Raw genomic sequence first — 26170 nt, forward strand, 5'->3', positions numbered from 1 at the left:
GCACCGAGATGCCGGCCCATGACGCCGGCCGCGCGGCCAGCTGCGATGCCGACGACCATCGCCTGCCTGCGCACGCCCCGCCTCACGAATCACCGGGGCGCACGGGCCCCATCCTGCTGGAGGAGACCAGGAATGAGCCACGCCTCGGCCGAGATGCAGGCCTATTACGCCGGCCGCGCAGCCTACTACGACGCTGTCTACCTGAAGCCCGAGCGGACCGCAGACATCGCCTATCTGCGCACGCACCTGCCCGAGCGCCTGGGCGGCCGCACGCTGCTGGAGATCGCCAGCGGCACCGGCTACTGGACGCAAGACCTGGCCCCCGTGGCGCGGCGCATGGTGGCTACCGACTACACCGCCGAGCCGCTGTCCTTCGCCCGCCAGCGCCCGGGCGTCGAGGCGGTGCAGTTTGAGCAGGCCGATGCCTACGCGCTGCCCGAGCCGCTGGGTCGATTCGATGCTGCCTTTGCCGGCCTGTGGTTCTCTCACGTGCCGGTGGAGGCCCGCGAGGCTTTTCTGGCCTCTCTGCACGGTCGGCTGAACGTCGGCGCCCGCGTGATCTGGATAGACAACCACGAACGCCAATGCCAGGACTTCCCCATTGTCGAAACCGACGCCCGGGGCAATACCTACCAGCACCGCCCGCTGCGTGATGGCAGCGTGCACCGCGTGCTGAAGAACTTCCCCACGCAGGAGGCGCTCGAGGCCCTGGTGGCCGGCGTGGCCCGCCGGACCCGCTACCAGCGTCTCGACAATTTCTGGCTTTTCGAATACGAGCTGTGAGCGGGCCTGCCCCTCACCTCGCGTGGCACAAGGACCTCCCCGGCGTGCCGGGCTGAGCTGAGCGGCTCGGGACCGCCAGCCGGAGCCCTGGAGGACTCATGGCGCTGGATCCATGAACCCGCTGCCTCGTCAGGACGGTCGGGCGTGCGGCATGCCGCATGAACGGGCAGGCCCGGGGTGGAGCCATCCGGCGGCCGTGAACGAGCGCTTGCATGGGGAGGTCCCCGCTGGCCATGAGTTTTTGCCGGCGCAGCCTCCTGGCCTACGCCGGGCCTGTATCCTGGCAGGCCTGGGGTGGCTGCTGTTCAAGCACCTGCAACTCCAGCTTCAGCCCCTCACGGGGTTGAGCTTCCTGCGCCGACATCGCCTGGGGCCTGCTGCTGGTCCCCCTGCTTGCGGGTCTGACGGCTGCCCGGGGGCACATGCCCGGTCCGCGCCCCGGTCTGTGCCCCTTGCTGGCCCTGCTGCTGCCGGCCTGTATGACGCTGCTGCACGCTGACATGACGGCCCTTGCCACTGTGAGCTCCCCGCTCAACCGGGACATGATCGGCGAGGCCGCGGTCTGGGTGCGGAATGCCCCCGACATCATCCAGTACCGCGCGACCCCGCGCCCCCGGCTGAAGATCCTCCCGAGCGCGGCCGGCCGCGTGTGGCAGTGGTTGAGGCCGGATCCCGGGCGCGAGCCGCCCTGCCTGCGCCGGATTCCGGCGGTCTGGGCGGACGCCAGCCTGACGATCGGGCTGTCGATGGCGAGGTGCTGCCCTGTGCGCGCTGCCAGGGGGCTCCGTGCGCGTGAAGGCCCTGCGCCTGGAGACCATGTGTCGCCTGTGTATTCGGCGATATTTGACGCTCAGTTGGTGAGTTCGTGTGTTGTCTCAGCATTTCGATCGGTCAGCCCGCGGGCAAGCCATGGCCGCTGCCAGATCAGGGCCGGTAGCGCCGCAGGCCGTCGAGGTCCAGCACGCGCAGTCCGCCGTAGTCCACGGCGATCAGCCGGGCCTCCTGCAGGTGCTTCAAGGCCTCGTTGACCCGCTGGCGCGAGAGGCCCACCAGCCGCGCCAGCTCCTGCTGGGTGATGCGCAGCATGCCCCCCACGCCGGGGTAGAGCAGGGGATTGAAGAGGGCAGCCAGGTTGCGGGCCACGCGCAGGTCGGGGTCGGAGATGCGGTCGATCTCGCGGGCCGCGATGAACTGCCCCAGGCGCTCGTTGAGCTGGTTCAGCACGAAGCGGTTGAACTCCAGGCTGGTCTCGAGCAGGGTGTGAAAGGTCTCGATGGGAAGTCCCGCCACCGTGCTCTTGCGCAGGGCCTGGATGTTGTAGCGGTAGACCTCGCGCTTGAGCAGGGTGCCCTCGCCGAACCAGCCGCCAGGCGGCACGCCGGTGAAAGTGATGGCCTGCGCGGCGGCGTCGTCATTGCTCATCTTCAGCAGGCCATCGACCACGCCGAACCAGAAGTTGGCCGGCTTGCCGATGCGGCAGACCCGCTCGCCCACCTCGGCCTCGCCGATCTGCAACTGGGCGATGGCCAGTTGGCGGTGCGCCTCGTCCAGCACACGCAGCCAGGGGATGGCCGCCAGTTCGCTGGCGCTGGCGGCGCGGGCTCGCTGGCGCAGGGTCAGGTGTTGCGGGAGGGTGGCCGGCGGGGGCAGTTCGTGCAAGGGGCTGGTGCGCATGATTCCGTATTCAGCGCCGCTGCACATGACAGGAGCCTGACGAGACCGTGTTCCGTAACCCCGGGAAAACGCCGGGTCTGATTTCCCGAAAATGTCGTTCCAACGACAACACGGCGTCAAAGTAAAGGTCTAGCATTGCTGCCAACAAAGTCGGGCGAGCGCCATCCAGGCGACGACCCGGATACCAGGAGACAAAGGTGAGCAGTTCTGCGGCGACAACCTTTCCCCGGCTCTTGCTGGCCCATGCGCAGCAGCGTCCCGAGGGCGCGGCCTTGCGCGAGAAGGAATACGGCATCTGGCAAAGCCTCAGCTGGCGTCAGCTTGCCGAGATGGTGAAGGCCCTGGCCCATGGTCTGCATCAGGCGGGCGTGGCGCGTGGCCAGCACCTGGTGGTGGTGGGCGAGAACCGGCCGCGCCTCTATGCCAGCATGTTGGCGGCCCAGAGCCTGGGGGCCATCCCCGTGCCGCTGTACCAGGACGCGGTGGCCGCGGAGTTCATCTATCCGCTGAACAATGCCGAGGTGGCCTACGCCATCGTCGAGGACCAGGAGCAGGTGGACAAGCTGCTGGAGATCCGCGAGCAGTGCCCGCAGCTGCGCCACATCTGGTTCGATGACCCGCGGGGCCTGCGCAACTACGATGAACACGGGCTCAACCCGCTGGACGCGCTGGTCGCCGCCGGCGAGGCCGAGGCGCGCGCCCACCCGCAGCTCTTCGACCAATGGGTGGAGGCGGGCCAGGCCTCTGACGTGGCAGCCATGTTCTTCACCTCTGGCACCACGGGCAATCCCAAGGGCGTGGTTCACACGCACTCGACGCTGATCGACCGCGCCCAGGCCGGTGCCCGCTTCGACAAGCTGGGCCCGCACGAGGAAGTGCTGGCCTACCTGCCGCCGGCCTGGATCGGCCAGAACATCTTCAGCTACGCGCAGTGGCTGGCCTGCGGCTATGTGGTGAATTGCCCGGAGTCGGCCAGTACGGTGTCCATCGACCTCAAGGAGATCGGCCCCACCTACTACTTCGCGCCGCCCCGGGTCTTTGAAGGCCTGCTGACCACGGTGATGATCCGCATGGAGGATGCCTCGGCGCTCAAGCGCGGGCTCTTCCACCGCGCCATGGCCTTGGCCCGGCGCGTGGGCCCCACGCTGATGGACGGCAAGCCCGTGGGGCTGCTGGACCGCCTCAAGTACCTGCTCGGCGATGTGCTGATCTACGGCCCCTTGCGCAACACTCTGGGCTTCTCGCGTGTGCGGGTGGCCTACACGGCGGGCGAGGCCATCGGGCCGGACCTCTTCAGCTTCTACCGCTCCATCGGCATCAACCTCAAGCAGCTCTACGGCTCCACCGAGACCGCCGTGTTCGTCTGCCTGCAGCCCGACCACGAGGCCCGGGCCGACACCGTGGGCGTGCCCATCGATGGCGTGGAGATCAAGCTGGCGGACTCGGGCGAAATCCTGGTGAAGTCGCCGGGCCTGCTCAAGGGCTACTACAAGAACGAGGCTGCCACCGCCGAGGTGCTGACGCCCGAGGGCTGGTACCACACGGGCGACGCCGGCTTCATCGACGCCCACGGGCACCTGAAGATCATCGACCGCGCCAAGGACGTCGGCCGCATCGTGGGCGGCGCCAACGACGGCGCCATGTTCGCGCCCAAGTACGTGGAGAACAAGCTCAAGTTCTTCTCGCACATCAAGGAGGCTGTGGCCTTTGGCGACCGTCGCGACCGCGTCTGCGCCTTCATCAACATCGACTTCGAGGCCGTGGGCAACTGGGCCGAGCGCCGCAACCTGCCCTATGCCGGCTACACCGACCTGGCCGCCAAGCCCGAGGTCTACGAGCTGATCAAGGGCTGCGTGGAGCAGGTTAACGCCGATCTCGCACAGGACGCCCTGCTGGCCGGCAGCCAGATCACCCGCTTCCTGATCCTGCACAAGGAACTGGATGCCGACGACGGCGAGCTCACCCGCACCCGCAAGGTCCGCCGCGGCGCCATCGCCGAGAAGTACGGCGTGCTGATCGACGCCCTCTACGAAGGCAGGAACAGCCAGTTCATCGAGACGGCGGTGAAGTTCGAGGACGGCCGCACGGGCAAGGTCTCGGCGGACCTGAAGATTGCCGACACCCGGACCTTCCCGGCCGTGGGCCGCGCGGCCTGATCACGCCCAGCCACGAAAGCACAAGGCATGAGCACGAGTAGCAGCAAGAAGATCGGCGACGTGATCCTGGAGGTCAAGAACATCTCCCTGGCCTTCGGCGGGGTGAAGGCCCTGACCGACATCAGCTTCAACGTCCGTGAGCACGAGATCCGTTCCATCATCGGCCCCAACGGCGCGGGCAAGAGTTCCATGCTCAACTGCATCAATGGGGTCTACCACCCCACGCAGGGGCAGATCAGCTTCAAGGGCCAGACCTTCAGGCACATGAACTCCCGGCAGGTGGCGGAGATGGGCATCGCCCGCACCTTCCAGAACCTGGCACTCTTCAAGGGCATGAGCGTGCTGGACAACATCATGGCCGGCCGCACCCTGCACATGAAGAGCAACCTCTTGCAGCAGGCCTTTCGCAATCCCTTCGGCTTCAGCCGGGCCGAGGCGGAGGAGGTGGCGCAGCGCGAGAAGGTCGAGCGCATCATCGACTTCCTCGAGATCCAGCCCTTTCGCAAGACCCCGGTGGGCCGCCTGCCCTATGGCCTGCAAAAGCGCGTGGACCTGGGCCGCGCCCTGGCCATGGAGCCCCAGGTGCTGCTGCTGGACGAGCCCATGGCCGGCATGAATGTGGAGGAGAAGCAGGACATGTGCCGCTTCATCCTGGACGTCAACGACGAGTTCGGCACCACCATCGTGCTGATCGAGCACGACATGGGCGTGGTGATGGACATCTCCGACCGCGTGGTGGTGCTGGACTACGGCAAGAAGATCGGGGACGGAATTCCCGATGAAGTCCGCGCCAACGAAGACGTCATCCGAGCCTATCTCGGAACCTCGCACTGAAGGACCACAGCGATGGGATTCCTCATTGAAACCGTGTTCGGCGGCCTGATGACAGGCATGCTGTACTCCCTGATCGCCCTGGGCTTCGTGCTGATCTTCAAGGCCTCGGGCGTCTTCAACTTCGCTCAAGGAGCGATGGTGCTCTTCGCGGCCCTGGCCATGGCGCGCTTCTCGGAATGGATCCCGAAGTGGCTGGGCTTCGACAACCCGGTGCTGGCCAATGTGCTGGCCTTTGCCGCGGCCTGCGCGGTGATGGTGGTGGTGGCCTGGGCCATCGAGCGCTTCGTGCTGGGCAAGCTGGTCAACCAGGAGGGCATCACGCTTCTGATGGCCACGCTGGGCATCACCTACTTCCTCGAAGGCCTGGGCCAGACCCTGTTCGGATCGGACATCTACAAGATCGACATCGGCCTGCCCAAGGACCCGCTCTTCCTCTTTGAGAAGACCTTCGAGGGCGGCGTGCTGGTCAACAAGGAGGACCTGGTCGCGGCCCTGATCGCCGCCGGCCTGGTGGCCCTGCTGGCGCTTTTTTTCCAGAAGACGGCCACCGGCCGCGCCCTGCGTGCGGTGGCGGATGACCACCAGGCGGCGCAGTCCATCGGCATCCCGCTCTCGCGCATCTGGATCATCGTCTGGAGCGTGGCGGGCTTCGTGGCGCTCGTGGCCGGCATCATCTGGGGCTCCAAGCTGGGCGTGCAGTTCTCGCTGTCCCTCGTGGCACTGAAGGCGCTGCCGGTGGTGATCCTCGGCGGGCTGACCTCGGTGCCGGGTGCCATCATCGGGGGCCTGCTGATCGGGGTGGGCGAGAAGGTCTCGGAGGTCTATCTCGGCCCGCTGCTGGGCGGCGGCATCGAAATCTGGTTTGCCTACGTGCTGGCCCTTGTGTTCCTGCTGGTGAGGCCGCAAGGGCTGTTCGGCGAGAAGATCATCGACCGCGTCTGAGCGACAAAAACAAGGAAGCAGGAGACCCCCATGCTCTACCGCGAGAACGGCCAGTTCAAGACGAGCTACAGCGCTGACAGCCAAATCTTTCCCATCCGTCAGGACGCCATCTTCATCGTGCTGCTGCTGGCGGTGGCCTTTGTCGGCGTGCCGATGCTGGCCTCGGAGTACCTCTTTCGTGCCATCCTCATCCCCTTCCTGATCCTCGGGCTCGCAGCCCTGGGCTTGAACGTGCTGGTGGGGTACTGCGGGCAGATCTCGCTGGGCACCGGCGCCTTCATGGCCGTGGGGGCCTATGCGGCCTACAACTTTCATGTGCGCATTGAGGGCCTGCCCCTGGTGCTGTCTCTGCTTGGCGGCGGCTTCTGTGCCACGGTGGTGGGCGTGTTCTTCGGCATTCCCTCGCTGCGCATCCGCGGTCTCTACCTGGCCGTGGCCACGCTGGCGGCGCAGTTCTTTTGCGATTGGGCCTTCCTGCGCATCAAGTGGTTCACGCATGACTCCTCCTCGGGCAACGTCTCGGTCTCCGGCCTGCAGGTCTTCGGCCTTCCCATCGAGACGCCGGTGCAGAAGTACCTCTTCTGCCTCAGCGTGCTGGCGCTGTTCGCGCTGCTGACCAAGAACCTGGTGCGTTCCGCCGTGGGCCGCGAGTGGATGGCCATGCGCGACATGGACGTGGCGGCCAGCGTCATCGGCATCCGCCCGGTCTACGCCAAGCTCAGCGCCTTCGCGGTGTCCAGCTTCATCGTGGGCGTGGCCGGCGCCTTGTGGGGCTTCGTGCACCTGGGTTCCTGGGAGCCGGCCGCCTTCTCCATCGATCGCAGTTTCCAACTGCTGTTCATGGTGATCATCGGCGGCCTGGGCTCGATCTCCGGCGCCTTCTTCGGCGCGGCCTTCATCATCGTGCTGCCCATCCTGCTGAACCAGATCCCGCACTGGTTGGGCATCCCGCTGGGCACCGAGACGGCCTCGCACCTGGAGTTCATGATCTTCGGCGCGCTGATCGTCTTCTTCCTGATCGTCGAGCCGCACGGCATCGCGCGCTTGTGGGCCACCGCCAAGGAAAAGCTGCGGCTCTGGCCCTTCCCCCATTGATCACACCGTTTCAAAACAGCACCACGAGTGCAAACGCCAAGGAGACAGGCATCATGTTGAAACTGAAGTCGCTCGCAGTCGCCGCCACGGTCGTGTCGGCATGTCTGGCCGGGCTGTCCACCTCGGTGGCCGCCGCTGACGCCAAGGAACAGTTCTTTCCCGTGCTGGTGTACCGCACCGGCGCCTACGCCCCCAACGGCACGCCCTGGGCCAATGGCTATGTGGACTATCTGAAGCTGATCAATGCCAAGGGCGGCATCAACGGCGTGAAGATCACCTTCGAGGAATGCGAGACGGGCTATGCCACCGACCGCTCGGTGGAGTGCTATGAGCGCCTCAAGGGCAAGGGCGCGACGCTGTTCCAGCCGCTGTCCACCGGTGCCACCTTCGCGCTGACCGAGAAGGCCCCCGTGGACAAGATCCCGCTGATCACCGCCGGCTATGGCCGCAGCGAGAGCCAGGACGGCGGCGTCTTCAAGTGGAACTTCCCCCTGCTGGGCACTTACTGGGTGGCCGCCGACGTGCTGCTGCAGCACGTGGTCAAGAAGGAAGGCGGCTGGGACAAGATCAAGGGCAAGAAGATCGCTCTGGTCTATCACGACAGCCCCTATGGCAAGGAACCCATTCCGCTGCTGCAGGAGCGCGCCAAGCTGCACGGCTTCGAGCTGCAGCTGCTGCCGGTGACGGCGCCCGGCGTCGAGCAGAAGGCCACCTGGCTGCAGGTGCGCCAGAGCCGGCCGGACTTCATCTTCCTGTGGGGCTGGGGCGTGATGAACTCCACTGCCCTGAAGGAGGCTCAGGCCACGGGCTATCCGCGCGAGAAGATGTACGGCGTCTGGTGGGCCGGTGCCGAGCCGGACGTCAAGGACGTGGGCGAGGGCGCCAAGGGCTACAGCGCCGTGACCATGCAGCATGGCGCGGAGCCGCAGTCCAAGGTGGTGCAGGACATCCTGAAGGAAGTCTATGCCAAGGGCCAGGGCACGGGGTCCAACAAGGAAGAGGTGGGCCAGGTGCTCTACATGCGCGGCCTGCTGTCCGCGGCCATGGGCGTGGAAGGCGTGCGCCGCGCGCAGGAACGCTTCGGCAAGGGCAAGGTCATGACGGGCGAGCAGGTCCGCTGGGGCCTGGAGAACCTGGCGCTGGACCAGAAGAAGCTCGATGCCATGGGCTTGGCCGGCGTGATGCGCCCCGTGTCGACCTCCTGTGCCGACCACATGGGCGCCAACTGGGCCCGCGTGCACAGCTGGGACGGCAAGAAGTGGAACTTCGTCGGCGATTGGTACCAGGCGGATGAGCAGATCATCAAGCCGCTGGTCAAGAGCACGGCGGACAAGTACGCCGCCGAAAAGAGGATGCAAAGGCGCACGCCGGAAGACTGCCAGAGCTGATCCGCTGGCGGATCGGCACTGGCTTCGCCAGGCGCTGTGAGCTTCCACCCCGCCCCCGCCCCGGGGGCGGGGGACGTACTTTGGTGGGGGAGCGGGCACTGGACACAGCATCGCGGGCGGTGCTGTCTCGAGTGATTCGTGCCGAGTGGAAAGGCCAGCTATGAGCAATGTGCTTCTGAACGTCAATGGCATCGAGGTGATCTACAACCATGTGATCCTCGTGCTGAAGGGCGTGTCGCTGCAGGTGAAGGAGGGCGGCATCGTGGCCCTGCTGGGTGGCAATGGCGCGGGCAAGACGACCACGCTGCGCGCCGTCTCCAACCTGCTGGAGGGCGAGCGGGGCGAGGTGACCAAGGGCTCCATCGAGCTGCGCGGCGAGCGCATCGAGAAGCTCTCCACCGCCGACATGGTCAACCGCGGCGTGGTGCAGGTGATGGAGGGGCGGCACTGCTTCGCCCACCTGAGCATCGAGGAGAACCTGATGACCGGCGCCTACACGCGGCGCGACGGCAAGGCCGCGGTGCAGCAGACGCTGGAGAAGGTCTACAACTACTTCCCCCGCCTCAAGACTCGCCGCAGCAGCCAGGCGGCCTACACCTCAGGCGGCGAGCAGCAGATGTGCGCCATCGGCCGCGCCCTGATGGCCAACCCGAAGATGGTGCTGCTGGACGAGCCCTCCATGGGCCTGGCGCCGCAGATCGTCGAGGAGGTTTTCGAGATCGTGAAGGACCTCAACAGCAAGGAGGGCACGACCTTCCTGCTGGCCGAGCAGAACACCAATATGGCGCTGCGCTACGCTGACTACGGCTACATCCTGGAGAACGGACGCGTGGTGATGGACGGCGAGGCGAAGGACCTGCGCGAGAACGAGGATGTCAAGGAGTTCTACCTGGGCATGGGCGGCGGGGACCGCAAGAGCTTCAAGGATGTCAAGAGCTACAAGCGGCGCAAGCGGTGGTTGGCGTGAACCACCCCCTACCGGCTTCGCCCCCTTGCAGGGCGCACCGGGCCAGAGGCCCGGTCCTTGGGCAGGCACAAACGGCAGGCCGTTTGTGTCCGGCCTCAGCCCCCTCAAGGGGGCAACACCGACCGCCCTGCGGAGCCGGATCGGCGGCGTTCGTGCGGGGCGAGCGCCGGCTGTGCCGGTCGCTCTTGGGACGTAGTCAGGCGGCGAGACAGGTCATGAGGTGAGACGCCATGAGTGAAGAGAATTGGGGTTTTGCCCTGCCGGCCTTCAAGCCGGACGAGGCGCTGCAGAAGCTGCGGCGGGAGCTGCGTGAGGCCGGGCTCACGGAGCGGGAAGGGCGCTTCGAGCGCCGCGGGACACCAATCGCCCGGGCGGCGGTGGACGGCGCGACGCTGAGGGTGGCGATCGTGAAGCGGCCGGCGCGCACGCCCGAATGGAACGAGAAGACGGTCAAGGACAGCGCCCAGCTGCGCGACTTCCTGGCCCTTGTGAAGAAAAACCTCTCTGGCTGGAGCGATGCCGATGAGTGAGTTCTACGACGCCCTGGAGGCCCGCGATCCGCAGCTGCGCGAGGCCGCGCTGATGGCAGCCTTGCCGCGCCAGGTGGCGCAGGCGCAGGCGCAGACGGCGGCCTTCGCGGAGCTGCTGGCCGGTGTCGATGCGGGGGCTGTCAATTCGCGCCCGGCACTGGCCCGGCTGCCGGTCACGCGCAAGTCCGAGCTGCTGGCGCGCCAGCAGGCGGTGCGCGCGGCGGGCGGGGATGCCTTTGGCGGTTTCTCGGCCATCGGTTGGGGCGCTGCGCGGCGGGTGTTCCAGTCGCCCGGCGCGATCTATGAGCCCGAGGGTGCAAAGCCCGACTACTGGCGTGCCGCCCGTGCCCTGCACGCGGCCGGCTTCCGCGCCGGCGAGCTGGCCCACAACAGTTTCAGCTACCACCTGACCCCGGCCGGCTCCATGATGGAAGGCGGCGCCCATGCCCTGGGATGTTCGGTCTTCCCTGGCGGGGTTGGCAATACCGAGCTGCAGCTGCAGGCCATGGCCGAGCTGCGGCCCAGCGGCTATATCGGCACGCCCAGTTTTCTCAAGATCCTGGTGGAAAAGGCGGCCGAGGCGGGCCAGGCTCTGTCCCTGCGCAAGGCCATGGTCAGCGGCGAGGCCTTTCCCACAGCCCTGCGGGACTGGCTGCTGGAGCGGGGCATCGCCGGCTACCAGTGCTATGCCACGGCCGACCTCGGCCTGATCGCCTACGAGACCTCGGCCCGCGAAGGCCTGGTGCTGGACGAGGGCGTGATCGTGGAGATCGTGCGCCCGGGTACCGGCGACCCGGTCGCCGAGGGCGAGGTCGGCGAGGTGGTGGTGACGACGCTGAACCCCGACTACCCGCTGATCCGCTTTGGCACGGGCGATCTCTCGGCCCTGATGCCGGGCCAGTGCCCCACGGGCCGCACGAATGCGCGCATCAAGGGTTGGATGGGCCGGGCTGACCAGAGCGCCAAGGTGCGCGGCATGTTCGTGCATGCCGGGCAGGTGGGCGAGGTGCTCAAGCGCTTCCCCATGCTGGGCCGCGGCCGCCTGGTGGTGGAGGGCGAGCTGGCACAGGACCGCATGAGCCTGCAGGTGGAGCTGGGCGCCGTGCCTGAAGGCCTGGCGGACCTGCTGGTGTCGGCCCTGCGCGACGTCACCAAGCTGCGCGGCGAGGTGCAGTTCGTGCCGCCAGGCAGCCTGCCCAACGATGGCCGGGTCATCGAGGACCGCCGCCGTTTCGACTGATCGCGCGCCCCCGGGGCACCCTGGCCGCCGCTTGTGTGTACTAGGAAGCCACATCGGTAGTTTCCGACGTGCGGATCAGGACGGGCTCACTTAGCATGTCGCTGGCCCCCGGCCTCAATAATGGAGACAGCCATGCGAATCCGTCCGACTGCCCTCGGCATGATCACCCTTGTCAGCCTGATGGCGCTGCCCCTGGCCGCCCGGGCCGAGTACCCCGAGAAGCCCATCACCATCGTCGTCCCCTTCGCGGCCGGCGGCCCCACCGACAAGGTGGCTCGCGACCTCGCCGAGTCCCTGCGCAAGACGCTCAATGCCACGCTGGTGATCGAAAACGTCGGCGGCGCCGGCGGCACCCTCGGCGCGACCAAGGTGGCCAAGGCCGCGCCGGACGGTTACACCGTGCTGCTGCACCACATCGGCATGGCGACCTCACCGGCCCTCTACCGCAATCTGCAGTACAAGACCCTGGACGACTTCGAGTACCTGGGCCTGATCAATGAGGTGCCCATGACCCTGGTGGCCAAGCCCACCATGGCGGCGGCCAACTACGGCGAACTGGCCAAGTGGATCGCCGCCAACAAGGAGAAGGTCAACCTGGCCAATGCCGGCCTGGGCTCGGCCTCCCACCTGTGCGGTCTGCTGTTCCAGAGCACCATCAAGATCGACATGACCACCGTGCCGTACAAGGGCACGGGCCCGGCCATGACCGACCTGATCGGCGGCCAGGTCGATATCCTGTGCGACCAGACCACCAACACTACGTCCCAGATCGAGGGCGGCAAGATCAAGGCCTATGCCGTGACCTCCTCCAAGCGCCTCAGCAGCCCGGCCCTGGCCAAGCTGCCCACCCTGGACGAGCTGGGCCTCAAGGGCTTCAACGTGGCCATCTGGCACGGCCTCTATGCGCCCAAGGGCACGCCCAAGCCGGTGCTGGACAAGCTCAATGCCGGCCTCAAGAAGGCCCTGCAGGACCCGGACTTGCACAAGCGTCAGGAGGCCCTGGGTGCGGTGATCGTGCAGGACGCTCGCGTCAATCCGGCCGAGCACAAGAAATTCGTGACGGACGAAATCGGCAAGTGGGGCGTGGTGATCAAGGCGGCCGGCCAGTACGCGGATTGAGGGGCTGCGTCCTGATGTCCGATTCCCGTCAAGCCGGGGCGGTGCCTGACGCCGTGCTGCTGCCGCGCCGAGGCCTGCTGGGCCTGGGCCTGGCGTTGGCCACGGGGGCCTGCCCGGCCGTCCCCGCCTCCCGGGCGCCGGCGTCCGACAAACTGCTGCCCGCCCTGATCCCCGACGACGTGCTGCTGGACTACCAGCGCTTCCTGGCGGGCCGGGATCCCGTGGGCATCGCCGATTTCGGCGGCCCGCACGCCCGCCGGGACGTGATCGAGGTGCTGCTGATCCAGCAGGCCCTGGCGCGGCAGGACAGCGAGCTGCGCCTGAGTCTGATGCCCATGCCCACCAGCCAGCGCCTGCAGGCCGAGTTGCGCTCCGGCCATGCCGCCTGCAGCGCCACCAGCTACTGGCGCGAGGACTTCCCTCAATCCGATGGCCTGCTGTTCAGCGATCCGGTGCTGGACGAGGGTGAGTTCGAGGTCGGCCTCTACACCACGCCGGACCATGAGCGGGCCCTGTCCGCCCGCAGCCTGCGCGAGCTGCAGGGCTTGCGCGTGCTGAGCAACCGCAGCTGGCGCGTGGACTGGCTGACCTTGGAGCAGCTGGGCTTCACCGACCTGCAGCATGTGGCCAGCTGGAATCTGATGCCGCGCATGTTGCAGCAGGGGCGGGCCGATCTGCTGCTGGCGCCCTTCCAGCCCACGCCGGACCTGTCCATGACGGTGGAGGGCGTCCGCCTGGTGCCGGTACCCGGGCTGAAGCTGCGCATGCGGGGCACGCGCCACTTCCTGGTCTCCCACACGCATCCGCTGGGGCCGAGGCTGCGTGAGCAGCTCAATGCTGGCCTGGCGCGGCTGCGGCAGCAGGGTCTGGTCCGCCGGGCCTACGAGCAGTGCGGCTTCTTCAATGCCCGCGTGGCGGGCTGGACGCGGCTCTGAATCGCCGGCTGCCGCAGGGCTTCAACCCTGCAGCTCCACCAGCACGAACTGCTTGCGCACGGCTTCGATCACCTCGAATTCGCCACGGAAGCCGGGCGGGATGACCGCGCCCTCACCGGGGCCCACCTCGGTGCGGCTGCCGTCCGCGCCATGCAGGCAGACGCGGCCCTCCAGCACATGGAAGTACTCCTGCTTGCCGGGTGCGAACTCGATGCGCCAGCGGCCCACCTCGCAGGCCCAGACGCCCGCGCTCATGGGGCCGGCCTCATGCATGAGCCAGGTCTGGCGCTGCGGTGCGCCCTCGACGCGGCGGTCCTCGCGAGGCTGGTCCCGCTGCGGTGCCAGGCCTTCGGTGCCGGAGATGGGGATGACGCGGGGGGCGGTGCTCATGTCGTGACGGCCTGCTCAGGACTCGGCCGCGGTGCAGACCACGGCCAGCTTGTTGCCATCGAGGTCGCGGAAGTAGGCGGCGTAGAAATTCGGTGCGTAGTCGCGCAGGCCCGGCTTGCCCTCGCAGCGGCCGCCGGCGGCCAGGGCCGCGGCATGCACGGCGTCCACCTGCGCCCGCGTGGCCGCGGCCAGGGCCAGCATGCTGCCGTTGCCCACGGTGGCGGGGGCGTCATCGTAGGGCTTGCAGATCCAGAGGAAGGCCTTGGCATCGGGCGCGTCCGGGCCGTAGCCGCAGAACTCGTCGTCGGCGTAGGTGTTCTTGAGGCCCAGGGGCGCCAGGGTGGCGTCGTAGAAGCGCTTGGCAGTCTGGCGGTCGTTGCTGCCCAGGGTGGCGTAGGAAAGCATGGTGGTTCCTTCTGAAGAGGCGGGGGTCAGGTCATGCGCAGCGGGATGGTGACCGGGCCGTCGTTGACCAGGTGCACCTGCATGTCCGCGCCGAACTCGCCGCTTTGTACCAGGGGGTGCTGGCTGCGAGCGAAAGTCAGGCAGTGCTCGTAGAGCCGGCGGCCCTGCTCCGCCGGGGCGGCGCCGGTGAAGCTGGGGCGATTGCCGCCGCGGGTGTCGGCCGCAAGGGTGAACTGCGAGACGATCAGCAGGCCGCCGCCCACGTCCTGGACGCTGCGGTTCATCTTGCCGGCCTCGTCGCTGAAGACGCGCAGCTTGAGCACCTTCTGGATGAGCTGCTCGGCCACGGCTTCGGTGTCGCCAGGCTCGGCGCAGACCAGCATCAGGAAGCCGGCGCCGATCCGGCCCGTCACCCGGCCGGCCACCTCGACGCGCGCCTCTCGCACGCGCTGCAGGATCGCGATCATGGGCCGATGCCCTCCCTGTCCTTGGGGTCGTTGAAATGCGCCTCCACATCCATGGGCAGCAGCTGGATGCTGGCGCGCAGGCCCGGCACGGCAGCCATCAGGGCGCGCTCCACGGCACCGCGTTCGGCGGCGGCCTGGCCCAGGGACCAGCCGGCGGGCATGTGCATGTGCATGTCCACATAGCGGCGCTGGCCGGAGACTCGGGTAGCGATGTGATCGAAGCGGACCTGCTGATGGCTGCAGCGTTCCAGCACCGCATGGATGGCGGCCTGACTCTCGGTGTCCAGGGCCTCGTCCATCAGGCCCGCGGCGGACTCCATCACCAGCAGCGCGCCCTCGCGCAGGATGTTCAGGGCCACCAGCACGGCGATCACCGGGTCCAGCCACAGCCAGCCGGTGGCCATCACGCCGATCAGGCCGGCCACCACGCCGATGGAGGTCCAGACATCGGTGAAGAGGTGGCGGGCATCGGCCTCCAAGGCCATGGAGCGGTGCTCGCGGGCCTTCTTGAGCATGGCCCAGGCCAGGCCGCCGTTGAGGGCCGAACTGATCAGGGACAGCACCATGCCCAGGCCCAGCTGCTCCACGGGCTGCGGGCTCAGCAGGCGGTGCACGGCGGCCCAGATGATGCCGGCCGCCGCCGCGAAGATCAGCACGCCCTCGAAGCCGCTGGAGAAGTACTCGGCCTTGTGGTGGCCGAAGGGATGGTCCTCGTCGGGCGGGCGCTGGGCCACGGTCACCATGGCCAGGGCAAACATGGCGCCGGCCAGGTTGACCAGGGACTCCAGGGCATCGGAGAGCAGGGAGACGGAATCCGTCCAGTACCAGGCCCCGGTCTTCAGGGCGATGGTGACGGCGGCCACCGCGATGGAGAGCTTGAGGTAGCTGCTGACTTGCATGATGGGCTGGATTCTCGCTGTTGCCGGGCCTGTCTTTTTGCAATGCGAACGGTTCGCTTTTCGTGAACCCTGGGCCCGCGCGCACCGCGGGACGGCGGTCCTACAATCGCCGCGAGTTCCGCGGGCTCGCCTGATCCTCCCGCGCTTTCCTGCCGAGCAGCCCCATGAAGAACGATCCCGCCCTGCACACCGACGTGTCCCACATCGCCCCGCGCGAGAAGGCCGAGATCCTGTCCCAGGCGCTGCCCTACATCCGCAAGTTTCACGGCAAGACCATCGTGATCAAGTACGGCGGCAACGCCATGACCGACCCGGTGCTGCAGCAGGATTTCGCCGAGGACGTGGTCCTGCTGAAGCTGGTCGGCATGAATCCGGTGGTGGTGCACGGCGGCGGTCCGCAGATCGAGGAGCTGCTGACCAAGCTGGGCAAGAAGGGCCACTTCATTCAGGGCATGCGCGTCACCGACAAGGAGACCATGGACGTGGTCGAGTGGGTGCTGGCCGGCGAGGTGCAGCAGGACGTGGTGGGGCTGATCAACGCCGCCGGTGGCAAGGCCGTGGGCCTGACCGGCCGTGACGGCGGCATGATCCGCGCCAGGAAGCTCAAGGTCCAGGACAAGGACGACCCCAGCAAGGAACACGACATCGGCCAGGTCGGGGACATCGTCTCCATCGACCCCAGCGTGGTGAAGGCCCTGCAGGACGATCAGTTCATCCCCGTCGTGAGCCCCATCGGCTTCGGCGAGAACAACGAAAGCTACAACATCAACGCCGACGTCGTGGCCGCCAAGCTGGCCACCGTGCTGCAGGCCGAGAAGCTGCTGATGCTCACCAACATCCGCGGTGTGCTGGACAAGCAAGGCCAGCTGATGACTGAGCTCACACCCCGTCGCATCGACGAGCTCGTGGCGGACGGCACCATCAGCGGCGGCATGATCCCCAAGATCGCCGGCGCGATCGACGCGGCCAAGAGCGGTGTCAATGCCGTGCATATCATCGACGGCCGCGTGCCGCATGCCATGCTGCTGGAGATCCTGTCCGACCAGGCCTACGGCACGATGATCCGTTCGCATTGAGCACGCGGTCCTGATGCGGCGCCCACCCCTGCGCCACGCCGGCCGGGCCCGACAGCATGGCGAGGGCCCGGTCTGGCTCTTCGACCTGGACAACACCCTGCACAACGCCTCGGACCGGGTCTTCGCTGCGCTCAACGTGGCCATGACGGCCTATATCGAGCGCCACCTGGGTGTCGATACCGCGCAAGCCAACTGCCTGCGCCGCCTCTACTGGGCGCGCTACGGCGCCACGCTGACCGGCCTGGTGCGCCACCATGGCATCGATGCCGCGCACTTTCTGGCTGAGACCCACGCGCTGCCCGGCATGGAGGCGCATCTGCACGGCCATGCCCATGACCTGGCGGCCCTGGCCCGCCTGCCAGGCCGCAAGTTCCTGCTGACCAACGGCCCCGCCGCCTACGCCTGGCGGGTGCTGCGGGCCGTCGGCCTGGGCCATGCCTTTGAAGGGGTCATCGCGCTGGAGCAGATGGCCATGTTCGGCCAGCTCCGCCCCAAGCCGGACCGCCGCATGTTCCGCCATGTACTGGCCCGGCTGCGGGTGCAGCCGACGCGCTGCGTGCTGGTGGAAGACAGCCTGATGCACCAGAAGGCCGCCCGCTCGCTGGGCCTACGCACGGTGTGGGTCCAGCGCTGGACCAAGGCTTCCGTGCACGGCCCCGAGGCGCACCTGCCGCTACGGCGCCGTCCGTCCTATGTGGACCAGCGCGTCCATGGCCTGGGCGCACTGCGCTGGCGTGCACTCGTCCACGCTACGGGCCCATCTGGACGGGGTTTTCCATAGCCCCCTGATCACCTGATGCCCCAGGCCCGGTTTTGACGGTAGCATCCGCCACGCAGAAGCAGCGGTGCATCTGCCCCGCACAGCCGGGTCCAGAAGAACGACAAGCCCATGTCATTGTTCAGCGTTCTGATCGTCGAAGACCAGGTCCGGTTCCGGGAAGCCTTCGAGAAATCCCTGTCCCAGGCCAGTGACATCCGTTTGCTGGGCATGGCGTCCGACCTACAGCAGGGCCGGCGCATGTTCGACCAGCTGCGCCCCGACGTGCTCCTGGTGGACCTGGATCTCCCGGGGGGCAGCGGCATCGAGCTCATCCGCCACGCGGCCCAGGCCCATCCCGATTGCGAGGTCATGGTGATCTCGGTCTTCGGTGACGAGCAGCATGTGCTGTCCAGCATCGAGGCCGGCGCCACGGGCTACCTGCTCAAGGACAGCCTCGCCCTGGACCTTCCAGATCAACTGCGCGCCCTGCGCAGTGGCGGCAGTCCCATCAGCCCCGTCATCGCCCGCCGCCTGCTGCTGCGCCTCAACGCAGGCACCCAGCATCTGCACGGCCTGCCCGCCGAGACTGGTGCGGCGCCGCTGGACGAGAACGTCATCGCGCTGTCCGAGCAGGAATCGCGCGTGCTGCACCTCGCCGCCAAAGGCTTCACCTTCGACGAGATCGCGCAGTTCTTGCAGGTCTCGCCGCACACGGTCATGACTTATGTCAAGCGCATCTACCGCAAGCTGCAGGTGCGCTCCAAGGTCGAGGCCATCTACGAGGCCCGCCGCCTGGGCTGGCTGCGCGACTGAAGGCGGCCCGGGCCCAGGCCTGAGGATGGCCGAGGGCGCCACAGGGCTGTGCCAGAATCCACAGCGCCATGCACGTCGCCGCCTCCCCCGATCCGGACCCCGAAGACCCTGCCGCCGGTAGCCCCGGAGCGGCAGCGCCCGAGACCAAGCGCCGCACTCGCCCCAAGCCGGGCGAGCGCCGAGTGCAGATCCTGCAGACCCTGGCCAGCATGCTGGAGCAACCCGGCGCCGAGCGCGTGACCACGGCCGCGCTGGCCGGCCGCCTGGAGGTCAGCGAGGCCGCGCTGTACCGCCACTTCGCCAGCAAGGCCCAGATGTTCGAGGGCCTGATCGAATTCATCGAGTCCAGCATCTACACCCTGCTGAACCAGATCGCCGAGCGCGAGGCCGCCGGCCTCGTGCAAGCCCAGCGCATCGTCTCGGTGCTGCTGCAGTTCGGCGAGCGCAACCCGGGCATGAGCCGGGTGATGGTGGGGGACGCCCTCGTCTACGAGAACGAGCGGCTGATCCAGCGCATGAACCTGTTCTTCGATCGCGTCGAGGCCACGCTGCGCCAGGTGTTGCGCCAGGCCGCCGAGGCCGAGGGCTCAGAGACCCCGACGGTGCAGGCCAACGCCCAGGCCTCGGTGCTGGTGAGCTTCATCATCGGCCGGCTGCAGCGCTATGCCCGTTCGGGCTTCAAGCGCATGCCCACCGAGCAGCTGGATGTCGCCCTGGGCCTGCTGACGCGCTGAGTCCGTGGCCCGCGCGGGCCGTGCTTCCATCCTTCAGCCCCGGCCTGCCGGGAAGACCGCCATGTCCACCGATGCCCTTGTCCAGTTCCTGAGCCGCGCGGAAAGCCTGCTGGCCCGTGCGGAGTCCCTGCTGCCGCCGCAGCTCGGCGCGCCCGACTGGGCCGCCTCCAGCGCCTTCCGCTACCGTCGCCGCCGCGGCGTGCCGGTGCTGGAGCCGGTGCGCCATGTGGCCACCATTCGGCTGGAGGCGCTGAAGGAGGTCGATGCCCAGAAGGAGCGGCTGCTGCAGAACAGCCGCCAGTTCGTGCAGGGCCGGCCGGCCAATAATGTGCTGCTGACGGGGGCTCGCGGCACGGGCAAGAGCTCGCTGATCAAGGCGGTGCTCAACGAATTCTCGGGCCAGGGCCTGCGCCTTATCGAGGTGGACAAAGCCGATCTCGTGGACCTGCCTGACCTCGTCGATCTGGTGGCCGAGCGCCCTGAGCGCTTCATCATCTTCTGCGACGACCTCAGCTTCGAGGAGGGCGAGGCCGGCTACAAGGCGCTGAAGTCCATGCTGGACGGCTCCATCGCCGCGGCCAGCGACAATGTGCTGATCTACGCCACCAGCAATCGCCGCCACCTGCTGCCCGAGCAGATGCGGGACAACCTCGCGGCCAAGGTCGATGAGAACGGCGAGCTGCATCCCGGCGAGGCCATCGAGGAGAAGGTGAGCCTGTCTGAGCGCTTCGGCCTGTGGATCAGCTTCTACCCCTTCAGCCAGCAGGAGTACCTGGCCATCGCGGCCCAGTGGCTGCGGCATTTCGGCCTGGGAGAGGCGGCCATCGCCGCCGCGCGCCAGCCGGCGCTGATCTGGGCCCTGGAGCGTGGGTCGCGATCCGGGCGTGTGGCCTACCAGTTCGCCCGTGACCTGGCCGGGCGAGGCGGCCCCGGAGCCCTGACCGCCGCCACGCCGGCTGATGCCCCCATTCCCGACGACCTGGACCAGGCCTGAACGCCATGACGACCGAATCGACGACGAAGGCCCATCCCGCCGACCGCGTGCCCGTGGACGTGGCCGTGGGCGTGCTGGTGCGGCGCGACCTGCAAGGCCGTGAGGCCGACTTCCTGCTGACCTCCCGCCCCGAGGGCAAGGTCTACGCCGGCTACTGGGAGTACCCGGGCGGCAAGCTGGAGGCCGGCGAGACCGTGGAGCAGGCCCTGCGCCGCGAGCTGCACGAGGAGCTGGGCATCACCATCGGCGCCGCCCATCCCTGGAAGGTCGAGGTGATGGACTACCCTCATGCCCGCGTGCGCCTGCACTTCTGCAAGGTTTACGACTGGAAGGGCGACTTCGAGATGCGCGAGGGCCAGCAAATGGCCTGGCAGGGCCTGCCAGTGACAGTGCAACCCGTGCTGCCGGGCACCGTCCCCGTGCTGCAGTGGTTCGCCGAGGAACGAGGCTTTCAGGGGGCCACCCACCATGGCTGAGTACACTGCCGCCATGGATTGGCTGGATCAGATCAAATGGGACGAGCAGGGCCTGGTGCCCGTCATCGCCCAGGAGCGCGACACGGGCGATGTGCTCATGTTCGCCTGGATGAACCGCGAGGCCCTGCGCCTCACAGCCGAGAAGGGCGAGGCCGTCTACTGGAGCCGCTCGCGCCAGAAGCTGTGGCACAAGGGCGAGGAGTCCGGTCACATCCAGCAGGTACACGAGATGCGCCTGGACTGTGACAACGACGTGGTCCTGCTCAAGATCACCCAGCGCGGCCACGAGCCCGGCATCGCCTGCCACACCGGCCGCCACAGCTGCTTCTTCCAGTGCCTGGACGGCCAGCAGTGGACCGCGGTGGAGCCCGTGCTCAAGGACCCCCACCAGATCTACAGCAAGTGAGCGCGATGAACGGCAATGACATCCTGGCCCGGCTGGGCGAGACCATCGATTCCCGCAAGCCCGAGGCCGGCGGCGACCCGTCCGCCAGCTATGTGGCCAAGCTCTTTCACAAGGGCCTGGACAGCATCCTGAAGAAGATCGGCGAGGAAGCCACCGAGGTCGTGCTGGCCGCCAAGGACGGCGACCCCGCCAAGCTGACCTACGAGGTGGCCGACCTCTGGTTCCACTCCATGATCGCGCTCAGCGCCCTGGGCCTGAAGCCGGCGGACGTGCTGAACGAGCTGGCGCGGCGTGAGGGGCTTTCGGGTCTGGAGGAGTTTGCGGCGCGGCCCAAGGGCTGAGCGGCCAGCGATGACAAGCGCATCCGAGGGGAAAGAAGATGCACGGGAGGAGAAATGAATCGAGCCGTGAAGATTGAGCAGTCCGCCGAGCCTTCGCAGGGCATGCGGCTGTTCGTGCTGGTGGTGTACCTGATCTACGGCCTCGGCCTGCTGACGGGTGTGGCCGCCTTGCTGGCCTTGATGTTGACCTGTCTTCGCCTGAAAGAGAGCCAGGGCACGATCTACCACAGCCATCTGCGCTGGATGTTGCGGGGCTTCTGGCTGTGCTTTGTCGGGTTCGCGCTGGGGGGTGTTCTGGTCTGGACGAACTGGGCTGGCCCCGCCATCGCCGAAGTCACGGGCTATCCCGCGCACGATCTGCAAGCCTTGAGCAGCGGCGTTCAGGGCGTCGGGCGGGTTGTCCTCGGCCTGACCTGGTTCTGCGGCAGCTATCTTGTCGTGCGAGGCCTGCTCAACTGGAGCGAACACCGTCGAATGCCTTGACCGAGGCACCTCAGAATCAGACTGCTGGAGCACACCATGAGCCACGATCCGAACTGCATCTTCTGCAAGATCATCGCCGGCCAGATCCCCTCGAAGAAGGTCTACGAGGACGAGGATCTGCTGGCCTTCCACGACATCCACCCGTGGGCGCCCGTCCATGTGCTGATCATCCCCAAGCTGCATATCGCCAGCATGGTGGAACTGACGGAAGAGCATGTGACGCTGCTGGGCCGGATGAGTGTGCTGGCGCCCCGGCTGATGAAGGAGTTGGGCGTCAGCAACGGTTTCCGCACCGTGATCAATACTGGGCCGGACGGCGGGCAGGAGGTCTATCACCTGCACATGCACGCCATGGGCGGCCCCAGGCCTTGGCTGAAGGGTTGAGCCCTTCTTGAAACTTTGATGAATAAGGGGCATCTGTCCAGTCGCAAGGGACTGACACGGCGGGCGCCTAGAATCCGTTATTCGCTTTTGAGGAGACCACTATGGGTGGACTGAGCATTTGGCACTGGCTGATCGTGCTGGTGGTGGTGGTGATGGTGTTCGGCACCAAGAAGTTGCGCAATGTGGGCTCGGACCTGGGCGCAGCGGTCAAGGGCTTCAAGGACGGCATGAAGGACGGTTCCACCGCTGACGCACCCGCACAGCAGGTGAGCCACAACAAGACGCAGGACCCGAACACGGTCGATGTCGACGCCAAGACCAAGTCCTGAGCTGAGTTCGGATGATTGATTTCGGCTTTGACAAGCTGGCGCTGATCGGCGCCGTGGCCCTGATCGTGATCGGACCGGAGCGCCTGCCCAAGGTGGCGCGCACGGCCGGCCACCTCATGGGCAAGGCCCGGCGCTATGTGGCCGAGGTCAAGGCCGAGGTCAACCGCTCCATGGAGCTCGAGGAGCTCAAAAAGATGAAGGGCCAGTTCGAGGACGCCGCGCGCGACGTCGAACAGAGCGTCCAGCAGGAAGTCAATTCCGCTACCCAGGCCTTCGACCAGACCTGGCAGAGCATAGGCGGCGAGGGCAGCAGCTATGAGCCGCTGCCGCCCAGCTATCGCCACCCGGGCAAGAAGTGGCGCGTCAAGCGCGGCGCGGTGCCCCTCTGGTACAAGAAGCAGCAGGGGGTGCGCCGCCATGTGCAGTCCGGTGCGGCGCGCGTGGCCCGGTTCCGCCCTTCCTCGCGTTCTTCGCAATTCTGATCCTGCCCTGACAAGCCGAGAAGGCGCCCCTTCCCATGAGTTCCTCTCCCGAAGACGAACTGGCTGGCACCGAGCAGCCCTTCGTGTCGCATCTGATCGAGCTGCGTGATCGCCTGATCCGCGCGCTGCTGGCCATCGGCGTGGCCTTCGGCCTGCTGTGCCTCTATCCCGGCCCGGCCGGGCTCTACGACCTGCTGGCGGCGCCCCTGGTGGCACATCTGCCCAAGGGCTCGTCGATGATCGCCACCAATGTGCTCTCGCCCTTTCTGGTCCCGCTGAAGATCACGCTGCTGGCCGGCTTTCTTGTGGCGCTGCCGGTGGTGCTGTACCAGGTCTGGGCCTTCGTGGCGCCGGGCCTCTATTCGCACGAGAAGCGCCTGGTCCTGCCCCTGGTGGTGTCCAGCACGGTGCTGTTTTTCATCGGCGTGGCCTTCTGCTACTTCTTCGTCTTCGGGCAGGTCTTCAAGTTCATCCAGGGCTTTGCGCCCAAGAGCATCATGGCGGCGCCGGACATCGAAGCCTACCTGGGCTTCGTGATGACCATGTTCATCGCCTTCGGTGCGGCCTTCGAGGTGCCGGTGGTGGTGGTGGTGCTGGCCCGCATGGGCCTGGTGACGGTCGAGAAGCTGCGCGAGTTCCGCGGCTACTTCATCGTGCTGGCCTTTGTGATCGCGGCCATCATCACGCCGCCGGACATCGTTTCCCAGCTCGCCCTGGCCATCCCCATGTGCCTGCTCTACGAGTTGGGCATCTGGTCGGCAGGCGTCTTCATCCGCGCCACCAAGGCGCCGGACGACTCCGAGGACGCCAAGGACGCCGCGGGCTGATCGCCTGCTGCGCAAGGTAGGCAGGGCCGCCTGCCCAGCGTGCTCAGTTCGGGTTGTCTTCCGCCTTGGGCCTTGGCCGCTGGCCCACCTTCAGCACGAAGGCCCGGCGTTCGGCGCCGCGCTGCACCTCCAGCTTCGCCTGGCTGCCCGGGGTGAGGGCAGCCACCGTGGTCAGCAGCTCGTTGGGGTTCTGCACCGTTTTGCCGCCCACGCTGAGCACCACGTCGCCCGGCCGTATCCCGGCCTGCTCAGCCGGCCCCTTGAGGATCACGCCGCTGACCATCACGCCCCGCAGCTGCGGCAGATGGAAGGCCTCCAGCACCTCGGGCGTGAGCTCGCGCGTCTGCACGCCCACCCAGCCGCGCAAGACCTGACCCTGCTTGATCAGCGCCTCCATCACCTCGCGCGCCAGGCTCACCGGGATGGCGAAGCCGATGCCCATGCTGCCGCCGCTGCGTGAGTAGATGGCGGTGTTGATGCCCAGCAGCTGGCCTTGCGTGTCCACCAGCGCGCCGCCCGAGTTGCCGGGGTTGATGGCCGCATCGGTCTGGATGAAGTTCTCGAAGGTAGACAGGCCCAGCTGCTTGCGGCCCAGGGCGCTGACGATGCCCGAGGTCACCGTCTGGCCCACGTTGAAGGGGTTGCCGATGGCCAACACGGCATCGCCCACCTGCAGGCTGTCGGCCTCGCCCAGGCGCATCACCGGCAGATTGGGCAGGCGGATGCGCAGCACGGCGAGGTCGGTGTCGGGGTCGGTGCCGATCAGCTCGGCGGTGGTCTCGCGGCCATCGCTGAGCTGGATCAGGATCTCGGTGGCGTTCTCGACCACATGGTTGTTGGTGAGCACATAGCCCTCGGGCGAGACGATGACGCCCGAGCCCGTGCCGCGCGGGCCGTCGGGCTCGTCTTCATCAGGGCTGCCGCCGTGGTAGCGCAGCCAGGCTTCCTCTTCCTCGCTGAGCGGCTGGCCGGGCTTGCTGGCGCTGATGCTCACCACAGCCGGCGCCGCCAGGCGCGCGGCCTCCGCATAGCCGGGTCGCTTGCCACTGCTGGTGGCCAGCTGCAGGCTGGGTGCTGGATGCAGGCTGCCCTGCAGCCATTGCGGTTTCAGCGTGGCCACCACGAAGTAGCCGGCCAGCGCCACGGTCGTGGCCTGGGAGAAAATCAGCCAGGACCGGCGCAGGGGCGAGGGCGCTCCGGCAGGCTGGGAGGAAGACGAGGACGATGTGGACATGAACGAAGACAATCCGACGACCGGAAGAATCGGGCCCCGGGCCCTGCCGCGCGAGGCGCTGCTGCGCCTGCTGGACGGCTGGCTGGAGCCGGGTCGTTTCAAGGATTATGGGCCCAACGGTCTGCAGCTTGAGGGTAAGCCCGAGGTGCGGCGCGTGCTGTGTGGCGTGACCGCCAGCCTGGCCCTGATCGAGGCGGCCATCGAGCGCGGCGCCGATGCGCTGCTGGTCCACCACGGCCTCTTCTGGCGCGGCCAGGAGCAGCGCCTGACAGGCTGGATGAAGACCCGCGTGCAGCGCCTGCTGGCCCATGACATCAACCTGATCGCCTACCACCTGCCGCTGGATGCCCATGCCGAGCTGGGCAACAACGCGCAACTGGGCCGTCAGTTCGGTTGGACGGCGGATGCCCGCTTCGGTGACCAGGACCTGGGCTTCTCGGGCCCCCTGCCCGAAGGTCAGCAGACCTTGGCCGGCCTGACGGGCGTGCTGGAACGGCAGCTCGCGCGCCCCGTCCTGGCCATCCCGGGCGATGGGCGGCCGCTGCGCCGCGTGGCCTGGTGCACCGGCGGGGCACAGGGCTTCTTCGAGGCGGCAATCGCCAGCGGGGCGGACGTCTTCCTGACCGGCGAGATTTCCGAGCCCCAGGCCCATTACGCGGCCGAGACCGGCGTGGCCTTTGTTGCCGCCGGCCACCATGCCACGGAGCGCTACGGTGTGCAGGCCCTGGGCCGGCGCCTGGCCGATGAAGCCGGCCTCGACGTCGAGTTCCTGGACCTCCCCAACCCTGCATGAAGCCCCGAGCGATGAGCCGTCTCAAGCCCTTGCTGATCACCCAGGGCGATGCCTGCGGGATCGGCCCCGAAGTCGCCGTGGCCGCCTGGGCCGCCGAACAGACCGCGCCTGGCGACCGCCCCCTGTGCCTGGTGGGCGACGCCGCCGTCTGGCGCCGGGCCCTGCGCCTGGCCGGCCTGGACCGCCCGGTGGCCCTGCTGGACGATCCGTCGGA

31 protein-coding genes and 1 pseudogene are annotated in these 26170 nt (G+C 67.6%); 26 read left to right on the forward strand and 6 right to left on the reverse strand.

Annotation, left to right across the window (positions count from 1 at the left end; translation table 11 throughout):
* Positions 1–132 precede the first annotated feature (132 nt).
* Complete coding sequence (locus H5407_RS13325; RefSeq protein WP_183104934.1) at positions 133–783, forward strand: class I SAM-dependent methyltransferase; 651 nt, start codon at positions 133–135, stop codon at positions 781–783.
* Positions 784–1707: 924 nt separating this feature from the next.
* Here the strand turns inward: H5407_RS13325 and H5407_RS13330 are convergent.
* Positions 1708–2457, reverse strand: a complete 750-nt coding sequence (locus H5407_RS13330; RefSeq protein ID WP_183104935.1) for a Crp/Fnr family transcriptional regulator — start codon at positions 2455–2457, stop codon at positions 1708–1710.
* A gap of 197 nt (positions 2458–2654) precedes the next feature.
* Here H5407_RS13330 and H5407_RS13335 point away from each other — a divergent pair, with 197 nt between their 5' ends.
* From H5407_RS13335 to H5407_RS13380, 10 genes are all read left to right on the forward strand, one after another.
* Complete coding sequence (locus H5407_RS13335) at positions 2655–4613, forward strand: AMP-binding protein (RefSeq protein ID WP_183104936.1); 1959 nt, start codon at positions 2655–2657, stop codon at positions 4611–4613.
* A gap of 27 nt (positions 4614–4640) precedes the next feature.
* A complete protein-coding gene (locus H5407_RS13340) occupies positions 4641–5447 on the forward strand; it encodes an ABC transporter ATP-binding protein (protein ID WP_183104937.1) in 807 nt (268 codons plus the stop codon).
* Between the two features lie 12 nt (positions 5448–5459).
* Positions 5460–6389: a branched-chain amino acid ABC transporter permease gene (locus H5407_RS13345; RefSeq protein ID WP_183104938.1), complete on the forward strand. Its 930-nt coding sequence runs from the start codon at positions 5460–5462 to the stop codon at positions 6387–6389.
* A 30-nt stretch (positions 6390–6419) separates the two neighbouring features.
* Positions 6420–7484, forward strand: coding sequence for a branched-chain amino acid ABC transporter permease (locus H5407_RS13350; protein ID WP_183104939.1), 1065 nt, complete (start codon positions 6420–6422; stop codon positions 7482–7484).
* Between the two features lie 56 nt (positions 7485–7540).
* Positions 7541–8872, forward strand: a complete 1332-nt coding sequence (locus tag H5407_RS13355) for an ABC transporter substrate-binding protein (protein WP_183104971.1) — start codon at positions 7541–7543, stop codon at positions 8870–8872.
* 160 nt (positions 8873–9032) lie between these two features.
* Positions 9033–9839 (forward strand): ABC transporter ATP-binding protein, encoded by an 807-nt coding sequence (locus H5407_RS13360; RefSeq protein WP_183104940.1) that lies wholly within the window; start codon positions 9033–9035, stop codon positions 9837–9839.
* A gap of 230 nt (positions 9840–10069) precedes the next feature.
* Complete coding sequence (locus H5407_RS13365) at positions 10070–10369, forward strand: hypothetical protein (protein WP_183104941.1); 300 nt, start codon at positions 10070–10072, stop codon at positions 10367–10369.
* Entirely contained in the window at positions 10362–11609 is a 1248-nt protein-coding gene (locus H5407_RS13370) for a phenylacetate--CoA ligase family protein (protein ID WP_183104942.1), read from the forward strand. Before H5407_RS13365 ends, H5407_RS13370 begins: the two co-directional genes overlap by 8 nt.
* 159 nt (positions 11610–11768) lie before the next feature.
* Positions 11769–12728: a tripartite tricarboxylate transporter substrate-binding protein gene (locus H5407_RS13375; protein WP_183104972.1), complete on the forward strand. Its 960-nt coding sequence runs from the start codon at positions 11769–11771 to the stop codon at positions 12726–12728.
* Between the two features lie 14 nt (positions 12729–12742).
* Complete coding sequence (locus tag H5407_RS13380; RefSeq protein ID WP_183104943.1) at positions 12743–13663, forward strand: ABC transporter substrate-binding protein; 921 nt, start codon at positions 12743–12745, stop codon at positions 13661–13663.
* 21 nt (positions 13664–13684) lie between these two features.
* Here H5407_RS13380 and H5407_RS13385 read toward each other — a convergent pair whose 3' ends face one another.
* Genes H5407_RS13385 through H5407_RS13400 form a run of 4 tightly spaced genes read right to left on the reverse strand, consistent with a single transcriptional unit; the run spans position 13685 to position 15824 of the window.
* Complete coding sequence (locus H5407_RS13385) at positions 13685–14053, reverse strand: cupin domain-containing protein (RefSeq protein WP_183104944.1); 369 nt, start codon at positions 14051–14053, stop codon at positions 13685–13687.
* Positions 14054–14068: 15 nt separating this feature from the next.
* A complete protein-coding gene (locus H5407_RS13390) occupies positions 14069–14458 on the reverse strand; it encodes a VOC family protein (RefSeq protein ID WP_183104945.1) in 390 nt (129 codons plus the stop codon).
* Between the two features lie 26 nt (positions 14459–14484).
* Positions 14485–14925, reverse strand: coding sequence for a D-aminoacyl-tRNA deacylase (dtd, locus tag H5407_RS13395; RefSeq protein WP_183104946.1), 441 nt, complete (start codon positions 14923–14925; stop codon positions 14485–14487).
* The gene (locus H5407_RS13400) at positions 14922–15824 is read right to left on the reverse strand and encodes a cation diffusion facilitator family transporter (RefSeq protein WP_183104947.1); all 903 of its coding nucleotides are present in this window, start codon (positions 15822–15824) and stop codon (positions 14922–14924) included. Before H5407_RS13400 ends, dtd begins: the two co-directional genes overlap by 4 nt.
* Before the next feature lie 164 nt (positions 15825–15988).
* Between H5407_RS13400 and argB the strand changes: the two genes are divergently transcribed.
* The 13 genes from argB (at position 15989) to tatC (ending at position 23929) form a co-directional block, all read left to right on the forward strand.
* Positions 15989–16900: an acetylglutamate kinase gene (argB, locus tag H5407_RS13405; protein ID WP_183104948.1), complete on the forward strand. Its 912-nt coding sequence runs from the start codon at positions 15989–15991 to the stop codon at positions 16898–16900.
* 13 nt (positions 16901–16913) lie between these two features.
* The gene (locus H5407_RS13410; protein ID WP_183104949.1) at positions 16914–17681 is read left to right on the forward strand and encodes a pyrimidine 5'-nucleotidase; all 768 of its coding nucleotides are present in this window, start codon (positions 16914–16916) and stop codon (positions 17679–17681) included.
* Positions 17682–17789: 108 nt separating this feature from the next.
* Entirely contained in the window at positions 17790–18473 is a 684-nt protein-coding gene (locus H5407_RS13415; RefSeq protein ID WP_183104950.1) for a response regulator transcription factor, read from the forward strand.
* Between the two features lie 68 nt (positions 18474–18541).
* Positions 18542–19207, forward strand: a complete 666-nt coding sequence (slmA, locus tag H5407_RS13420) for a nucleoid occlusion factor SlmA (protein ID WP_183104951.1) — start codon at positions 18542–18544, stop codon at positions 19205–19207.
* 61 nt (positions 19208–19268) lie between these two features.
* On the forward strand, positions 19269–20201 hold the full coding sequence (locus H5407_RS13425) for an ATP-binding protein (protein ID WP_183104952.1): 933 nt from the start codon (positions 19269–19271) through the stop codon (positions 20199–20201).
* Between the two features lie 5 nt (positions 20202–20206).
* Positions 20207–20677 (forward strand): NUDIX domain-containing protein, encoded by a 471-nt coding sequence (locus H5407_RS13430; RefSeq protein WP_183104953.1) that lies wholly within the window; start codon positions 20207–20209, stop codon positions 20675–20677.
* A gap of 13 nt (positions 20678–20690) precedes the next feature.
* Positions 20691–21083 (forward strand): phosphoribosyl-AMP cyclohydrolase, encoded by a 393-nt coding sequence (gene hisI / locus H5407_RS13435; protein ID WP_183104973.1) that lies wholly within the window; start codon positions 20691–20693, stop codon positions 21081–21083.
* Between the two features lie 5 nt (positions 21084–21088).
* Complete coding sequence (locus tag H5407_RS13440; RefSeq protein WP_183104954.1) at positions 21089–21424, forward strand: phosphoribosyl-ATP diphosphatase; 336 nt, start codon at positions 21089–21091, stop codon at positions 21422–21424.
* A gap of 66 nt (positions 21425–21490) precedes the next feature.
* Positions 21491–21907, forward strand: a complete 417-nt coding sequence (locus tag H5407_RS13445; protein WP_183104955.1) for a hypothetical protein — start codon at positions 21491–21493, stop codon at positions 21905–21907.
* 36 nt (positions 21908–21943) lie between these two features.
* A complete protein-coding gene (locus tag H5407_RS13450; RefSeq protein WP_183104956.1) occupies positions 21944–22291 on the forward strand; it encodes a histidine triad nucleotide-binding protein in 348 nt (115 codons plus the stop codon).
* Positions 22292–22392: 101 nt separating this feature from the next.
* On the forward strand, positions 22393–22620 hold the full coding sequence (tatA, locus tag H5407_RS13455; RefSeq protein ID WP_183104957.1) for a Sec-independent protein translocase subunit TatA: 228 nt from the start codon (positions 22393–22395) through the stop codon (positions 22618–22620).
* An 11-nt stretch (positions 22621–22631) separates the two neighbouring features.
* Positions 22632–23102 carry a Sec-independent protein translocase protein TatB gene (tatB, locus tag H5407_RS13460; RefSeq protein WP_183104958.1) on the forward strand — a complete coding sequence of 157 codons (471 nt, stop codon included), beginning with the start codon at positions 22632–22634 and terminating at the stop codon, positions 23100–23102.
* Between the two features lie 35 nt (positions 23103–23137).
* Positions 23138–23929, forward strand: a complete 792-nt coding sequence (tatC, locus tag H5407_RS13465) for a twin-arginine translocase subunit TatC (RefSeq protein ID WP_183104959.1) — start codon at positions 23138–23140, stop codon at positions 23927–23929.
* A 43-nt stretch (positions 23930–23972) separates the two neighbouring features.
* Here tatC and H5407_RS13470 read toward each other — a convergent pair whose 3' ends face one another.
* On the reverse strand, positions 23973–25112 hold the full coding sequence (locus tag H5407_RS13470; RefSeq protein ID WP_183104974.1) for a S1C family serine protease: 1140 nt from the start codon (positions 25110–25112) through the stop codon (positions 23973–23975).
* Positions 25113–25161: 49 nt separating this feature from the next.
* On the opposite strand from H5407_RS13470, the gene H5407_RS13475 reads away from it, so the two are divergent.
* Both H5407_RS13475 and H5407_RS13480 read left to right on the forward strand, forming a co-directional pair.
* A complete protein-coding gene (locus H5407_RS13475) occupies positions 25162–25956 on the forward strand; it encodes a Nif3-like dinuclear metal center hexameric protein (protein ID WP_183104960.1) in 795 nt (264 codons plus the stop codon).
* 11 nt (positions 25957–25967) lie between these two features.
* Positions 25968–26170: pseudogene (locus tag H5407_RS13480) on the forward strand (4-hydroxythreonine-4-phosphate dehydrogenase PdxA); the annotation flags it as partial.

The organism is Mitsuaria sp. WAJ17 (assembly GCF_014174515.1).
GTDB lineage: Bacteria > Pseudomonadota > Gammaproteobacteria > Burkholderiales > Burkholderiaceae_C > Roseateles_B.

What these genes read in the sequence shown, in the direction of transcription:
- H5407_RS13325 (WP_183104934.1), top strand. Translation starts at nt 133, where the DNA reads ATGAGCCACGCCTCGGCCGAGATGCAGGCCTATTACGCCGGCCGCGCA.
- H5407_RS13330 (WP_183104935.1), bottom strand. Translation starts at nt 2,457, where the DNA reads ATGCGCACCAGCCCCTTGCACGAACTGCCCCCGCCGGCCACCCTCCCG.
- H5407_RS13340 (WP_183104937.1), top strand. Translation starts at nt 4,641, where the DNA reads ATGAGCACGAGTAGCAGCAAGAAGATCGGCGACGTGATCCTGGAGGTC.
- H5407_RS13345 (WP_183104938.1), top strand. Translation starts at nt 5,460, where the DNA reads ATGGGATTCCTCATTGAAACCGTGTTCGGCGGCCTGATGACAGGCATG.
- H5407_RS13350 (WP_183104939.1), top strand. Translation starts at nt 6,420, where the DNA reads ATGCTCTACCGCGAGAACGGCCAGTTCAAGACGAGCTACAGCGCTGAC.
- H5407_RS13360 (WP_183104940.1), top strand. Translation starts at nt 9,033, where the DNA reads ATGAGCAATGTGCTTCTGAACGTCAATGGCATCGAGGTGATCTACAAC.
- H5407_RS13365 (WP_183104941.1), top strand. Translation starts at nt 10,070, where the DNA reads ATGAGTGAAGAGAATTGGGGTTTTGCCCTGCCGGCCTTCAAGCCGGAC.
- H5407_RS13370 (WP_183104942.1), top strand. Translation starts at nt 10,362, where the DNA reads ATGAGTGAGTTCTACGACGCCCTGGAGGCCCGCGATCCGCAGCTGCGC.
- H5407_RS13375 (WP_183104972.1), top strand. Translation starts at nt 11,769, where the DNA reads ATGATCACCCTTGTCAGCCTGATGGCGCTGCCCCTGGCCGCCCGGGCC.
- H5407_RS13380 (WP_183104943.1), top strand. Translation starts at nt 12,743, where the DNA reads ATGTCCGATTCCCGTCAAGCCGGGGCGGTGCCTGACGCCGTGCTGCTG.
- H5407_RS13385 (WP_183104944.1), bottom strand. Translation starts at nt 14,053, where the DNA reads ATGAGCACCGCCCCCCGCGTCATCCCCATCTCCGGCACCGAAGGCCTG.
- H5407_RS13390 (WP_183104945.1), bottom strand. Translation starts at nt 14,458, where the DNA reads ATGCTTTCCTACGCCACCCTGGGCAGCAACGACCGCCAGACTGCCAAG.
- dtd (WP_183104946.1), bottom strand. Translation starts at nt 14,925, where the DNA reads ATGATCGCGATCCTGCAGCGCGTGCGAGAGGCGCGCGTCGAGGTGGCC.
- H5407_RS13400 (WP_183104947.1), bottom strand. Translation starts at nt 15,824, where the DNA reads ATGCAAGTCAGCAGCTACCTCAAGCTCTCCATCGCGGTGGCCGCCGTC.
- argB (WP_183104948.1), top strand. Translation starts at nt 15,989, where the DNA reads ATGAAGAACGATCCCGCCCTGCACACCGACGTGTCCCACATCGCCCCG.
- H5407_RS13410 (WP_183104949.1), top strand. Translation starts at nt 16,914, where the DNA reads ATGCGGCGCCCACCCCTGCGCCACGCCGGCCGGGCCCGACAGCATGGC.
- H5407_RS13415 (WP_183104950.1), top strand. Translation starts at nt 17,790, where the DNA reads ATGTCATTGTTCAGCGTTCTGATCGTCGAAGACCAGGTCCGGTTCCGG.
- slmA (WP_183104951.1), top strand. Translation starts at nt 18,542, where the DNA reads ATGCACGTCGCCGCCTCCCCCGATCCGGACCCCGAAGACCCTGCCGCC.
- H5407_RS13425 (WP_183104952.1), top strand. Translation starts at nt 19,269, where the DNA reads ATGTCCACCGATGCCCTTGTCCAGTTCCTGAGCCGCGCGGAAAGCCTG.
- H5407_RS13430 (WP_183104953.1), top strand. Translation starts at nt 20,207, where the DNA reads ATGACGACCGAATCGACGACGAAGGCCCATCCCGCCGACCGCGTGCCC.
- hisI (WP_183104973.1), top strand. Translation starts at nt 20,691, where the DNA reads ATGGATTGGCTGGATCAGATCAAATGGGACGAGCAGGGCCTGGTGCCC.
- H5407_RS13440 (WP_183104954.1), top strand. Translation starts at nt 21,089, where the DNA reads ATGAACGGCAATGACATCCTGGCCCGGCTGGGCGAGACCATCGATTCC.
- H5407_RS13450 (WP_183104956.1), top strand. Translation starts at nt 21,944, where the DNA reads ATGAGCCACGATCCGAACTGCATCTTCTGCAAGATCATCGCCGGCCAG.
- tatA (WP_183104957.1), top strand. Translation starts at nt 22,393, where the DNA reads ATGGGTGGACTGAGCATTTGGCACTGGCTGATCGTGCTGGTGGTGGTG.
- tatB (WP_183104958.1), top strand. Translation starts at nt 22,632, where the DNA reads ATGATTGATTTCGGCTTTGACAAGCTGGCGCTGATCGGCGCCGTGGCC.
- tatC (WP_183104959.1), top strand. Translation starts at nt 23,138, where the DNA reads ATGAGTTCCTCTCCCGAAGACGAACTGGCTGGCACCGAGCAGCCCTTC.
- H5407_RS13475 (WP_183104960.1), top strand. Translation starts at nt 25,162, where the DNA reads ATGAACGAAGACAATCCGACGACCGGAAGAATCGGGCCCCGGGCCCTG.